The sequence below is a fragment of the Streptomyces bugieae genome (assembly GCF_036352915.1).
Lineage (GTDB): Bacteria > Actinomycetota > Actinomycetes > Streptomycetales > Streptomycetaceae > Streptomyces > Streptomyces endophytica.
Genome location: NZ_JAZBJP010000042.1, coordinates 24,744 through 38,077, shown reverse-complemented (window position 1 = coordinate 38,077; position 13,334 = coordinate 24,744). Strand labels below are relative to the sequence as shown.

Genomic DNA, 13,334 nt, shown 5'->3' with positions numbered 1-13,334 from the left:
CTTGTGACTACCCGTGACCCCGGCTACCTTTCGATCCACGATCGACGGCTCCTCGAACACAGTGCCGAGGAAACCGTCGGATCGCGACAACTCAACCGCCGCGCGAAAGGCATCCGCATGCGTTCCGGGAACGGCCGACACCGTCGCCCCCGTCAAGCACCGGCCATCTTTGTCACGGCGGGAGTGACCGGCTCGGCACTCGCACTGCCTCTGCTCTCCGCCGGTGGCGCCCACGCCGCCGACACCGCGACCTGGGACCGGGTCGCCCAGTGCGAGAGCGGCGGCATCTGGAGCTCGGACACCGGCAACGGTTTCTACGGCGGGCTCCAGCTCACCCAGGACATGTGGGACCGGCACGGCGGCGCGGCCTACGCCTCGCGGCCCGACCTCGCCAGCCGCGCCCAGCAGATCGCGGTGGCCGAGACGATCCTCGACGACCTCGGCCCGGACGCCTGGCCGAGCTGTGCGGTGAACGCCGGTCTGACGAAGGACGGCCGGGTGCCGCGGGTCGACCCGGGCGGCACCAGCACCCCGATACCCGACCCGTCGGACGACGACCGGACCGCCGGCTCCGGCTCCTCCGGTTGGCACGACGGGACGGCCGACGACCCCGGTGGCGACGAGGACGACGGGCCGGCCGGTGACGAGCCGTCGCGGGCCACGCCGTCCCCGTCCACTCCCGACCCCTCGGACTCCGCCGGCACCGGCACGCCGTCCCCCGACCCCGACCGGACCTCCGGCTCGTCCGGGCCGTCCGGCGACGCGACGCCGGGCGACCGGGGCGAGGATCCGTCCGGCACCACCGCCCCCTCCGACGACGGCACCAGCGGCAGCGACGCCAGCGGTACCGGCGACGGCGCCGGTACGGGCAAGGGGGACGGCACGGCCTCCGACGGATCGCAGGGCGGTACGACGACGGACGGCGTGCCGGGCGGTTCGGGCCGGCACCGCGGCGACGCGGACCGGGGCGACGGCGACGGCGGCGACCGGGCCTCCGGCGGGCGGCACGCCTCGCGCGGCGACGACGCGCACCGGACGCCCCCGGCCGAGGGCGACGGGTACACCGTGCAGCCGGGTGACAGCCTGTCAGCGATCGCCCAGGCGCACCGGCTGCCGGGTGGCTGGCCGGCGCTCTACGACCGCAACGAGGACGTCGTCGGCTCCGACGCGGACCTGATCCACCCAGGTCAGCAGCTCGATCTCGGGCAGTCCGCAGGGTAGTTCGCCGGTTTCGGCCCGCTTTGGCGAAAGTGAGACAAGCGTCTCGTTGTGGGGCGGTGGGCCCCGAAGGGTCCACTGCCGTCGCACCGGTCCCCACCTGCGGGTTTGTGACCCCTCCGTGATCAAAAATGGTCAACTCGGTCCAGATGAGGGGGTTTGAACACCCGGGTGGTTCCTGATTACGGTCATCACCGCTCGCCAAAGCGGGCCCCTTCGATCACACGCCGAGTCCTGCCGGTGGTCGGAGGCAGTTGACGCGCAAGCGCCGTAGGCAGGAGCGGGGGAACCAAGGTAGGCGCCGGCCCGGCCCGTGAAAGCGGGTCAGCCGGCTTGGGGTGAAGCCCGGTGCTCATGGCACCGGCCGGGCGACTCACAGTCCGAACCCGACAGCTCACCTCGTAGGCGTCGGTGAGGAAACGAACGAACCATGCTGATCTTCAAGGGCAAGCACCGTCGTCCCTCCAAGGCCGCCCGCGTCGCCACCCTCGCCGGTGTCGCCGGTGCCGCCGTGGCCGTCCCGCTGATGGGCGCCACCTCTGCCTCCGCCGCCTCCGTCGCCACCTGGGACAAGGTCGCCCAGTGCGAGTCCGGCGGCAACTGGTCGATCAACACCGGTAACGGCTACTACGGTGGCCTGCAGTTCTCCAACTCCAGCTGGGCCGCCGCCGGCGGCACCAAGTACGCGCCGCGCGCCGACCTGGCCACCAAGTCCCAGCAGATCGCCGCCGCCGAGAAGCTCCTCGCCCTCCAGGGCCCGGGCGCCTGGTCCTGCGCCGGCGCCGGCGGTCTGACCGCCGGTGGCCCGTCCCCCGACCTGGACAGCAGCACCCCGGTCGCCAAGTCCGCACCGGAGAAGAGCGACGCGGCGGTCAAGCGCACCCCGGCCGCCCCGAAGCACGAGAGCACCCCGGCCGCCCCGAAGAAGAACCAGGGCCACGGCAACTACACCGTCAAGGCCGGCGACACCCTCGCCAAGATCGCCAAGGCGCACGGCACCCACTGGAAGGCCGTCTACGCGGCCAACAAGTCCGTCATCGGCGGCAACCCCAACCTGATCTTCCCGGGTCAGAAGCTCCACGTCTGAGTCGTCCCCGCACCGGGACACCCCTGGTGAGACCGGCCCCGTCCGGCGCGCCCCTCCCCCCGGCGCGCCGCGGCGGGGCTTCTCCGTACCCCGCCGTCCGCGCCGCCGCCGGCCGGACGCTCCGCCGGACTTTCCCCGCTCGGCGAACATTGCGGCAAACATCCCGTGAGCTGGGCCTTTGTGCTGCTTGTGGGGTTATTCCGTCCCACGGAGCGGGCCAAGGGCAGGCGGACCCTCCCCGGGCCGTTAGGCTCGTGCTGCAGAACTCCAGACACCCATGAAGGAGACAACGTGCCGTCCATCGACGTCGTCGTAGCCCGCGAAATTCTCGACTCGCGAGGTAATCCCACGGTCGAGGTCGAGGTCGGCCTCGACGACGGCAGCACCGGCCGTGCCGCCGTGCCGTCCGGCGCCTCGACCGGCGCCTTCGAGGCCATCGAGCTCCGCGACGGCGACCCCAACCGCTACCTCGGCAAGGGCGTGGAGAAGGCCGTCCTGGCCGTCATCGAGCAGATCGGCCCGGAGCTCGTCGGCTACGACGCGACCGAGCAGCGGCTGATCGACCAGGCCATGTTCGACCTGGACGCCACCGACAACAAGGGCTCGCTCGGCGCCAACGCCATCCTCGGCGTCTCCCTCGCCGTCGCGCACGCCGCCTCCGAGGCCAGCGACCTCCCGCTGTTCCGCTACCTGGGCGGCCCGAACGCGCACGTCCTGCCCGTGCCGATGATGAACATCCTGAACGGCGGCTCGCACGCCGACTCCAACGTGGACATCCAGGAGTTCATGATCGCCCCGATCGGCGCGGAGTCCTTCTCCGAGGCCCTGCGCTGGGGCGCCGAGGTCTACCACACCCTCAAGAAGGTCCTGAAGGCCAAGGGCCTGGCCACCGGCCTCGGCGACGAGGGCGGCTTCGCCCCGAACCTGGGCTCCAACCGCGAGGCCCTCGACCTCATCCTCGAGGCCATCAAGGAAGCCGGTTACGCCCCCGGCCAGGACATCGCGCTCGCCCTGGACGTCGCCGCCTCCGAGTTCTACAAGGACGGCAAGTACCAGTTCGAGGGCAAGGACCGCTCGGCCGCCGAGATGACCGAGTACTACGAGGAGCTGGTGGCGGCCTACCCGCTGGTCTCCATCGAGGACCCGCTGTTCGAGGACGACTGGGCCGGCTGGAAGGTCATCACCGACAAGCTCGGCGCCAAGGTCCAGCTGGTCGGCGACGACCTGTTCGTCACCAACCCCGAGCGCCTGGCCCGCGGCATCGAGGAGGGCTCCGCCAACGCCCTCCTGGTCAAGGTCAACCAGATCGGCTCGCTGACCGAGACCCTGGACGCCGTCGAGCTGGCCCAGCGCAACGGCTTCAAGTGCATGATGTCGCACCGCTCCGGCGAGACCGAGGACGTCACCATCGCCGACCTCGCCGTCGCCACCAACTGCGGCCAGATCAAGACCGGCGCCCCGGCCCGCTCCGAGCGCGTCGCCAAGTACAACCAGCTGCTGCGCATCGAGGAGATCCTCGACGACGCCGCGGTGTACGCCGGCCGCAGCGCGTTCCCCCGCTTCAAGGGCTGACGCCCCGGAGCTCGGCGTCCCGCGGTTCCGCCGGGGCGGCTGACCCGAGCCCGAGAGGGCTGATCGGGCGAGCCGACCGCCCAGCGCCCCGTACGTCCCCGGCGACGGTCCCGTACCGTTGCCGGGGACGTACCTGCTTGAAGCAGACCGACGTCCGTCAGTGAAGGGGAGACGACGTGCCCGCGGACCGGTTCTCGACCGCGACCCGACTCAAGGCGCTCGGCGAGCAGGCCGCCGCCCGCGTCTACCGCGCCCGGCCGGCCCGCCGCAACCGCCTCACCGGCCGCGCCGCCCTGCTGGCCCTGGTGATGTGCTCGCTGGTGGTCGCGCTCGCGTACCCGATAAGGCAGTACGTCTCCCAGCGCTCCGACATCGCCGACCAGCGCCGCAAGGCCCGGGACGCGGGCGCCGAACTGGACCGGCTGCGCGAGCAGAAGGCCCGCTGGCAGGACCCGGAGTACGTCCGCCAGCAGGCCCGCCGGCACCTGCACTACGTCATGCCGGGCGAGACCGGATACATCGTCCAGGACGGCTCCGGCACCGCCGCCGCCCCCAAGGGGACGCGGGCCGCGCAGCGCCCCTGGTACGACAACCTGTGGCACGCGGTCGACGCGGCCGACAAGCGGTAGCGCCGGCTCCGCGGGGTGCCGCCGGCCCGTACCGCCGGCGCGCCCGGACCCGTACTGTCGACAGGGACGGCGCGCACCGCCCCGCCGCACCGCCCTTCCGCCCTTCCGCCCTTCCGCCCTTCAGTCCTTCCACTCCTCACCTCACCGAAAGCGCACATGGAAACCCCTCCGCCCCAGACCGAGCCCACCGAGCCCACCGCCGCGGACATCGCCGCCTTCAAGGAGCAGCTCGGCCGCCCGCCGCGCGGCCTGCGCGCCATCGCGCACCGCTGCCCGTGCGGCCAGCCGGACGTCGTCGAGACGGCGCCGCGCCTGGAGGACGGCACGCCCTTCCCCACGCTCTACTACCTCACCTGCCCGCGCGCGGCCTCCGCGATCGGCACGCTGGAGGCCAATGGCGTGATGAAGGAGATGACCGACCGGCTGGCGGCCGACCCGGAGCTCGCCGCCGCCTACCGCGCGGCCCACGAGGACTACATCCGGCGGCGGGACGCCATCGAGGTACTGGAGGGCTTCCCCAGCGCGGGCGGCATGCCCGACCGGGTCAAGTGCCTGCACGTCCTCGTCGGCCACTCGCTGGCGGCCGGGCCGGGCGTCAACCCGCTCGGTGACGAGGCGATCGCCATGCTGCCGGAGTGGTGGAAGAAGGGCCCGTGCGTGAGCCCGTGCAGCGGGACCGACAGCGAGACCGAGGGAGAGTCCGAGTGAAGCGTGTCGCCGCCGTCGACTGCGGTACGAACTCCATCCGCCTGCTGGTCGCGGACGTCGACCCGGCGACCGGCGAGCTGAAGGAGCTCGACCGCCGGATGCAGATCGTCCGCCTGGGCCAGGACGTGGACCGCACCGGGCGGCTGGCGCCGGAGGCGCTGGAGCGCACCTTCGCGGCCTGCCGGGAGTACGCCGCGGTGATCAAGGGCCTGGGCGCCGAGCGGGTCCGTTTCGTGGCGACCTCGGCCTCACGGGACGCCGAGAACCGCGCGGACTTCGTGCGCGGCGTGGTGGACATCCTGGGCGTGGAGCCCGAGGTGATCACCGGCGACCAGGAGGCGGAGTTCTCCTTCAACGGCGCCACCAAGGAGCTCACCGGCCGCGCCGATCTTCATCGTCCGTTCCTGGTGGTGGACATCGGCGGCGGCTCGACCGAGTTCGTCCTCGGTGATGACTCCGTCCGGGCCGCCCGCTCGGTCGACGTCGGCTGCGTCCGGATGACCGAACGGCACCTGGTGCACAACGGCGAGATCAGCGACCCGCCGACCGCCGCCCAGGTCGCCGCCATCAAGGCCGACATCGCCAAGGCCCTGGACCACGCGGAGGAGGCCGTCCCGCTGGCCGAGGCCGCCACCCTGGTGGGCCTGGCCGGCTCGGTGACCACCGTCGCCGCGATCGCCCTGGGCCTCACCCACTACGACTCCGAGGCCATCCACCACTCCCGCATCCCGCTGGCGAAGGTCCGCGAGATCACCGACCGGCTGCTCACCGCCACCCACGCCGAGCGCGCGGCCATCCCGGTCATGCACCCGGGCCGGGTCGACGTGATCGGCGCGGGCGCCCTCGTCCTGCTCGCGATCATGGAACGCACCGGTGCCGAGGAGGTCGTGGTCAGCGAGCACGACATCCTGGACGGGATCGCCTGGAGCATCGCGGACTGAGGCCCGGACGCGGCGCCGCGGGGCCGCACGGACGGCCTGACGGACGGCGTGACGGACGACCGGCAGAGGTGCGGCAACGGCCTCTGCCGGGTGGCTCTTTGAGCGGGCGTGGTGCCGTCCGAGCGGGATTCGGGGGCACTCAGGGGGTTCCTCGGGCGCCCCGTGGAAGAAAGTTCGTGAAATCCTTCACATGAAAAAACCTCCTGTCGGGCGAACAATCTGACGGTGCGACGCTCATTCGAAGGCTTCAGGGCCGTTCGACCCGGAGAATGCGCGGGTCCCGACGGCTCGGCTATGCGCTCCCGCAGGGCGTGGTGGGTCACCCGGATGGCCTACAAGCCCTGATCAACGGGGGTGTCCAACGCCTCGCGTACTACGGTGGTTCCGGCCCGCGCTATGGCGTCCGTCACGAAGCCGGCGGAGTGTAGCAGATGCCCCTCGGGTCCTTGTGAAGGGGCTCACGAGCGACCCCCCATGTGGGGGTGGATACTCGATTGCATGAGCACCACGGAGCGTCCCAGGATCCTCGTAGTAGGCGGTGGGTACGTAGGCCTGTACGCAGCTCGGCGCATCCTCAAGAAGATGCGCTACGGCGAGGCGACCGTCACGGTCGTCGACCCGCGGTCGTACATGACCTATCAGCCCTTCCTCCCCGAAGCCGCCGCCGGCAGCATCTCCCCCCGGCACGTCGTCGTCCCGCTGCGACGCGTGCTGCCGAAGGCGGAGGTCCTCACCGGCCGGGTCACCACCATCGATCAGGACCGCAAGGTCGCCACGATCGCCCCGCTGGTCGGCGAGGCGTACGAGCTGCCCTTCGACTACCTGGTCATCGCGATGGGCGCGGTCTCCCGCACCTTCCCGATCCCCGGCCTCGCCGAGAACGGCATCGGCATGAAGGGCATCGAGGAGGCCATCGGCCTGCGCAACCACGTCCTGGAGCAGCTGGACAAGGCCGACTCCACGACCGACGAGGACGTCCGCCGCAAGGCGCTCACCTTCGTCTTCGTCGGCGGTGGCTTCGCCGGCGCGGAGACCGTCGGTGAGGTCGAGGACATGGCCCGCGACGCCGCGAAGTACTACAACAACGTGAAGCGCGAGGACATGCGCTTCCTGCTGGTCGACGTCGCCGACAAGATCCTCCCCGAGGTCGGCCCGAAGCTCGGTGCGTACGGCAAGGAGCACCTGGAGTCCCGCGGGGTCGAGGTCTACCTCAAGACCGGCATGGACTCCTGCGTCGACGGCCACGTCAAGCTGAACAACGGCCTCGAGGTCGACTCCAACACCATCGTGTGGACCGCGGGCGTCAAGCCCAACCCGGCGCTGGCCCGCTTCGGCCTGCCGCTCGGCCCGCGCGGTCACGTCGACACCGCCCCGTCCCTCCAGGTGCAGGGCACCGACTACATCTGGGCCGCCGGCGACAACGCCCAGGTCCCGGACCTGGTCGGCCGCAAGAACGGCAACGAGAACGCCTGGTGCCCGCCGAACGCGCAGCACGCGCTGCGGCAGGCCAAGGTCCTCGGCGACAACGTGGTCTCCGGTATGCGGGGCTTCCCGCAGAAGGACTACAGCCACGCCAACAAGGGTGCGGTCGCCGGTCTCGGCCTGCACAAGGGCGTCGCGATGATCGTCATGGGCAAGATGAAGATCAAGCTCAAGGGCCGTCTCGCCTGGTACATGCACCGCGCGTACCACGGCATGGCGATGCCGACGTTCAACCGCAAGATCCGGGTCTTCGCCGACTGGACGCTGGCCATGTTCCTCAAGCGCGAGGTCGTCTCGCTCGGCGCCATGGAGAACCCCCGCGAGGAGTTCTACGAGGCGGCCAAGCCGGCCCCCGCACCGGCCGCGGCCGGCTCCGGCGACAAGCCGAAGGCCAAGGCAAGCTGATCCACCGGTCGGGTACCGGAGTACTCCGACCAGCCCGAAGGGCGTCCGCCATCCGTGGGGCGGGCGCCCTTCGGCATGTCCGCAAACGTGTCCGCTCTGGCGAAAACCGTCCCGGGTGAGGTTCTCTTACCAGCGAACGGGACTAACGGGACGCCCCGTTGGCGTTTACGTGGTGGGTGAAACTTCTTTGCCCGACTCGTCAACACGGAGGTGTGCGACATGGCCGACGCCGCTGGACGGCTCACCAAGCTCGCCGAGGAGGTGCTGGGAGCCCCGCTCCCGGTGCGCATCCGCGCCTGGGACCGCAGCGAGTCGGGCCCGCCGGGGGCACCCACGCTCGTCTTCCGCAACCGCCGCGCGCTGCGCCGGCTGCTGTTCAAGCCCGGCGAACTGGGCCTGGCCCGGGCCTGGGTGGCCGGCGACATCGACGTCGACGGCGACCTCTACGACGCGCTCGACCTGCTCGCCGGACTGGTCTGGGAGCGCGGCTCGGACGCCCCCAAGCCGCAGCGGGCCGCCGTCCTGCGCGCCCTGGCCCGCCCGGAGGTCCGCCACGCCGCCCGGGAACTGCTGACCCTGGTCGGCGCGCCGGTCCCGCCCGCACCGCCCGCCGAGGAGTCGCGCCGGCGCCGCGGACCGCTGCACACCCTGCTGCGCGACAAGGAAGCCATCAGCCACCACTACGACGTCGGCAACGACTTCTACGAGCTGGTGCTCGGCCCGTCCATGGTCTACTCCTGCGCCTACTGGGAGGCGCCGGACGCGACCCTGGAGGACGCCCAGCGCGACAAGCTCGACCTGATCTGCCGCAAGCTCGCCCTCCAGGAGGACCAGCGGCTGCTGGACGTCGGCTGCGGCTGGGGCTCGATGGTGCTGCACGCGGCCCGCGAGTACGGCGTACGGGCGGTCGGCATCACCCTCTCCGAGGAGCAGGCCACCTACGCGCGCAAGCGGATCGCCGAGGCCGGGCTCGCCGACCGGGTCGAGATCCGGGTGCAGGACTACCGCGAGATCAAGGACGAGCCGTTCGACGCGATCTCCTCGGTCGGGATGGCCGAGCACGTCGGCCGCGCCCGGTACGCGGAGTACGCGGACGCGCTGTACGCCCTGCTGCGGCCCGGCGGGCGGCTGCTCAACCACCAGATCGCCCGGCGGCCGCTGGCGGACGAGGAGACCTACCACGTCGACGAGTTCATCGACCGGTACGTCTTCCCGGACGGCGAGCTGGCCCCGGTCGGCCGGACCGTGGCCCAGCTGGAGGAGGCCGGGTTCGAGGTGCGGGACGTGGAGGCGATCCGCGAGCACTACGCACTGACGCTGCGCCAGTGGGTCACCAACCTGGAGCGGCACTGGGACGCGGCGCTGCGGCTCACCTCCCTCGGACGGGCCCGGGTGTGGCGGCTCTACATGGCCGCCTCGGCGCTGTCGTTCGAGCGCAACCGGATAGGAGTCAACCAGGTGCTGGCCGTACGGACCCCGGAACCCGGCGCCTCCGGGCTGCCGCTGCGGGCGCGGACCTGGACGGGCTGACCCGCCGGGCCGGAAGAGCGCAAGTGCCGGGTCCCCGCGCGGGGACCCGGCACACGCGCTCTTCCGTGGCTACTCCGCCTTGATCGACGCCAGCATGTTCAGCCGGGCCGCCCGCCGCGCCGGCCAGAGCGCGGCCAGGACGCCGACGAGGGCGGCCAGCGCGAGGAAGATCCCCATCCGGCCCCAGGGCAGGACCAGTTCGTACGTCGCCAGATGGCCGGAGATCAGCTCACCGGCAGCCCAGCCGAAGAAGACGCCCAGGCCGATGCCGAGCACCCCGCCGAAGAGCGAGATCACCAGCGACTCCAGGCGCACCATGCGCTTGACGCCGCGCCGGTCCAGGCCGATGGCCCGCAGCATGCCGATCTCCTGGGAGCGTTCGAAGACCGACATCGCCAGGGTGTTGATGACGCCGAGCACCGCGACGATCACGGCCATGGCCAGCAGCCCGTAGAGCATGTTCAGCATCAGGTTGAACATCTTGGCGATGCCGTCGGAGACGTCCTGCTTGTCGGAGACGGAGATCGCCGGGTTCTTGCCGAGCGCGGTGACCAGCGCGTCCTTGGTGGCGTCGGTGGCGCCGTCCTTCGTCTTGACCATCACCTGCATGTCGGTGATCTGCTTCTGGTGCGGGGCCAGCGTGGCGTTGTCCAGGAGGACGCCGTGCAGCATCTCGTTGCCCTGGTAGACGCCCGAGACGGTCAGCGTGCCCTTCTTGCCGTCCTCGTAGGTCACCGGGAAGCGGGAGCCGGGCCGCCAGCCCTTCTCCTTGGCGGTGGTGTCGTCCACGACCACCTTGTCGCCGCGCAGGTCGCCCAGCGCCCCCTGGGTGAAGTCGAGCCGGGTGAGCTTGCCGAAGTCCGGGCCGTTCACACCGGTCAGGTACGCGGTGCCGGTGCCGATCCGGGCCGGGGAGTTGCGCAGCGGGCTGACCGCGGTGACCTCGTCGAGGCCGCTCAGCTGCTTCTCGACGGCGGGGGAGAGCGGCGTGCGGCTGGCCATGGAGACGACGTAGTCGGCCTTCAGCGCGTCGGTGGCCATCTTGTCGATGCCCTTCTGCACGCTGCCCGCGATCACCGTCATACCGGTGATCAGGGTCAGCCCGACCATCAGCGCGGACGCCGTGGCGGCCGTACGGCGCGGGTTGCGGACCGCGTTCTGCCGGGCGAGGGCGCCGGAGATCCCGAAGGCGCGCAGCACGGGCGCGGCCAGCGCGATCAGCGGGCGGGACAGCAGCGGCGTCAGGATGAACACGCCGATCAGCAGCAGCGCCGCACCGCCGCCCATGACGACCTTGCCGTCGGACATCCCGGTGGCGACCAGCACCCCGGCCGCACCGGCGCCCGCGAACAGCGCACCGATGGTGTTGCGGACCACCAGCGACTTGGTGGTGGCGGTGGCGTGCACGCTGTTCATCGCGGCGACCGGCGGGATCTTCGCGGCCCGGCGGCCGGGCAGCCAGGCGGCCAGCACGGTGATGACGATGCCGACCAGCAGCGAGGTCGCGACCGTCGACGGCGAGACCACCAGGGGCCCGTCGGGGACGGTGGCTCCGGTGGCGCTCATCAGGGCGCGCAGGCCGGCGCCGATGCCGACACCGGCGGCCAGCCCGGTGACCGCGGCGACCGCGCCGACGACGAACGCCTCGATCAGCACCGAGCGGGTGACCTGACGACGCGAGGCGCCGACCGCCCGCAGCAGGGCCAGCTCCTTGGTGCGCTGGGCGACCAGCATGGTGAAGGTGTTGGCGATGATGAAGACGCCGACGAAGAGCGCGATACCGGCGAAGGCCAGCAGGCCGGTCTTCATGCCGTCCATGCTCTCGGCGATCATCTTCGCCTGCTCGTCGGCGAGTTGACGGCCCGTGGTGGCCTCCGCGCCGTCCTTGGGCAGCACCTTGTCGACCGCGGCCTTCAGGGCCGTCTGCGAGGTGCCGGGTGCGGCGGTGACGTCGATCTCGCTGAACGTGCCGGGGGCGGCGAACAGCTTCTGGGCGGTCGGGGTGTCGAACAGCGCCAGGCTGCCGCCGGCCGCCACGGTGCCGTCGTCGGTGGTGAAGACTCCGGTCAGCTTCTGCTCGCGGACCGGTCCGTCGACGGAGATCCGGACGGTGTCCCCGACCTTGTAGCCGGCCTTGTCCGCGGTGTGCGCGTCCAGGGCGAACTCGTGCGGGCCCTTGGGGGCGGTGCCGTCGCGCAGCGGGTAGCGGGCGTCGGTGCCGTCCTTGCCGGGGAAGTAGTTGCCGCCGAGGGTGGAGAAGCCGTTCCCGACCAGCGCGCCCTTCTTGTCGGCGATGGCGGTGAAGCCGGAGACGGTGCCGGTGGCGGAGGCCGCGCCGGGCACCCGGGCGGCCGCGTCGAGCAGCTTCCGGTCGAGCCGCGGGGTCCGGCCGGGCGCGCCCTCGTGGTCGTCGGAGAAACGCGGTTGAACGGCGACGTCGACGCGGCCGAAGCCCTTCTGGGAGCTGGCCTGGTACGCGTCGGAGATGGTCGAGGTGAAGACCAGGGTGCCGGAGACGAAGGCCACGCCGAGCATCACGGCGAGGACGGTCATCAGCAGCCGGGCCTTGTGCGCAAGCACGTTGCGCAAGGCGGTACGGAACATGAGTGGGTCAGTCCTGGAGGAGAGGTCCGGAGTACGGGTGGCTACTGATCAGCTCGTGCGGCCCTTGGCGTCGAAGCCGGGGGTCTGGGGGGCACCCCCGGAAAAACGCAGCATGCGCTCCAGCACCATGTCTGCGGTCGGGTCCGGCATGTCGTCGACGATCCGGCCGTCGGCGAGGAAGACCACCCGGTCCGCGTAGGAGGCGGCGACCGGGTCGTGGGTGACCATCACCACGGTCTGGCCGAGCTCGCGCACGGAGTTGCGCAGGAAGCCCAGCACCTCGGCGCCGGAGCGCGAGTCCAGGTTCCCGGTGGGCTCGTCGGCGAAGATGATCTCGGGCCGGGAGGCGAGCGCGCGGGCGACCGCGACCCGCTGCTGCTGGCCGCCGGAGAGCTGGCTGGGGCGGTGCTTGAGGCGGCCGGCCAGGCCGACGGTCTCCACCACGCGGTCCAGCCAGGCGCGGTCCGGCTTGCGGCCCGCGATGTCCATGGGAAGCGTGATGTTCTCCAGCGCGTTCAGGGTCGGCAGCAGGTTGAACGCCTGGAAGACGAAACCGATCTTGTCGCGCCGCAGCTGGGTGAGCTTCTTGTCCTTGAGGCCGGTCAGTTCGACGTCGCCTATCCGGGCGGAGCCGCCGGAGATCGAGTCCAGTCCGGCCATGCAGTGCATCAGGGTCGACTTGCCGGACCCGGAGGGGCCCATGATCGCGGTGAACTGCGCCTGCCGGAAGTCGACGGAGACCGAGTCCAGGGCGACCACCTGGGTCTCGCCCTGGCCGTAGACCTTGGTGAGATCCGTGGCGCGGGCGGCCACCGCGGTGGTGCGGCCGGCGGTCGGGACACCGGAGTGGGTGGTGGTCACGGGAACGAGCTCCTGTCGGGACGAGGGACCATCGGGGCCGCGCGGCCGGGAGGCACGCCGCGGACGTCATGCGGACGCTTTCCATCGTGGGTCAGCGCAAGGGGGGAGGACGTCAACCCCTGTGACCGTCCTTGACCACCCCTGGGCAGTACCCGCGGTCCGTCCGGTCATCCCAGAGGAGGAGACGAACCCTGAGGCGGGGGCGGCGTACCGGGCGGTGCGACGGGCGTCCCGGTCGGGTGACGGGGGCGGCGGGCAGGCGTCGAGTTTCCGTCAATTCGGGTACTGATTTGCGCC

10 protein-coding genes and 1 riboswitch are annotated in these 13,334 nt (G+C 71.5%); of the genes, 8 read left to right on the top strand and 2 right to left on the bottom strand.

Going from position 1 to position 13,334, the window contains the following annotated elements:
- Nucleotides 1-183 precede the first annotated feature (183 nt).
- From V2J85_RS35825 to V2J85_RS35790, 8 genes are all read left to right on the top strand, one after another.
- Nucleotides 184-1,221: a LysM peptidoglycan-binding domain-containing protein gene (locus V2J85_RS35825; protein WP_330823862.1), complete on the top strand. Its 1,038-nt coding sequence runs from the start codon at nt 184-186 to the stop codon at nt 1,219-1,221.
- Nucleotides 1,222-1,474: 253 nt separating this feature from the next.
- Nucleotides 1,475-1,641: riboswitch (cyclic di-AMP (ydaO/yuaA leader) on the top strand.
- Nucleotides 1,642-1,648: 7 nt separating this feature from the next.
- Nucleotides 1,649-2,305 carry a transglycosylase family protein gene (locus V2J85_RS35820; protein WP_315975375.1) on the top strand — a complete coding sequence of 219 codons (657 nt, stop codon included), beginning with the start codon at nt 1,649-1,651 and terminating at the stop codon, nt 2,303-2,305.
- A gap of 291 nt (nt 2,306-2,596) precedes the next feature.
- Entirely contained in the window at nt 2,597-3,877 is a 1,281-nt protein-coding gene (gene eno, locus V2J85_RS35815; protein ID WP_261951051.1) for a phosphopyruvate hydratase, read from the top strand.
- A 176-nt stretch (nt 3,878-4,053) separates the two neighbouring features.
- Nucleotides 4,054-4,506, top strand: a complete 453-nt coding sequence (locus V2J85_RS35810) for an FtsB family cell division protein (RefSeq protein WP_261951052.1) — start codon at nt 4,054-4,056, stop codon at nt 4,504-4,506.
- 156 nt (nt 4,507-4,662) lie between these two features.
- A complete protein-coding gene (locus tag V2J85_RS35805; protein WP_261951053.1) occupies nt 4,663-5,214 on the top strand; it encodes a DUF501 domain-containing protein in 552 nt (183 codons plus the stop codon).
- Entirely contained in the window at nt 5,211-6,155 is a 945-nt protein-coding gene (locus V2J85_RS35800) for a Ppx/GppA phosphatase family protein (protein ID WP_261951054.1), read from the top strand. The genes V2J85_RS35805 and V2J85_RS35800 overlap by 4 nt, the downstream gene beginning before the upstream one ends.
- Nucleotides 6,156-6,653: 498 nt before the next feature.
- Entirely contained in the window at nt 6,654-8,042 is a 1,389-nt protein-coding gene (locus V2J85_RS35795; RefSeq protein ID WP_261951055.1) for an NAD(P)/FAD-dependent oxidoreductase, read from the top strand.
- 219 nt (nt 8,043-8,261) lie between these two features.
- Nucleotides 8,262-9,572 (top strand): cyclopropane-fatty-acyl-phospholipid synthase family protein, encoded by a 1,311-nt coding sequence (locus V2J85_RS35790; RefSeq protein ID WP_330823861.1) that lies wholly within the window; start codon nt 8,262-8,264, stop codon nt 9,570-9,572.
- 69 nt (nt 9,573-9,641) lie between these two features.
- On the opposite strand, the gene V2J85_RS35785 is transcribed toward V2J85_RS35790, so the two are convergent.
- Both V2J85_RS35785 and V2J85_RS35780 read right to left on the bottom strand, forming a co-directional pair.
- On the bottom strand, nt 9,642-12,176 hold the full coding sequence (locus V2J85_RS35785) for an ABC transporter permease (RefSeq protein WP_330823860.1): 2,535 nt from the start codon (nt 12,174-12,176) through the stop codon (nt 9,642-9,644).
- A 48-nt stretch (nt 12,177-12,224) separates the two neighbouring features.
- A complete protein-coding gene (locus V2J85_RS35780) occupies nt 12,225-13,037 on the bottom strand; it encodes an ABC transporter ATP-binding protein (RefSeq protein ID WP_261951058.1) in 813 nt (270 codons plus the stop codon).
- Nucleotides 13,038-13,334 lie beyond the last annotated feature (297 nt).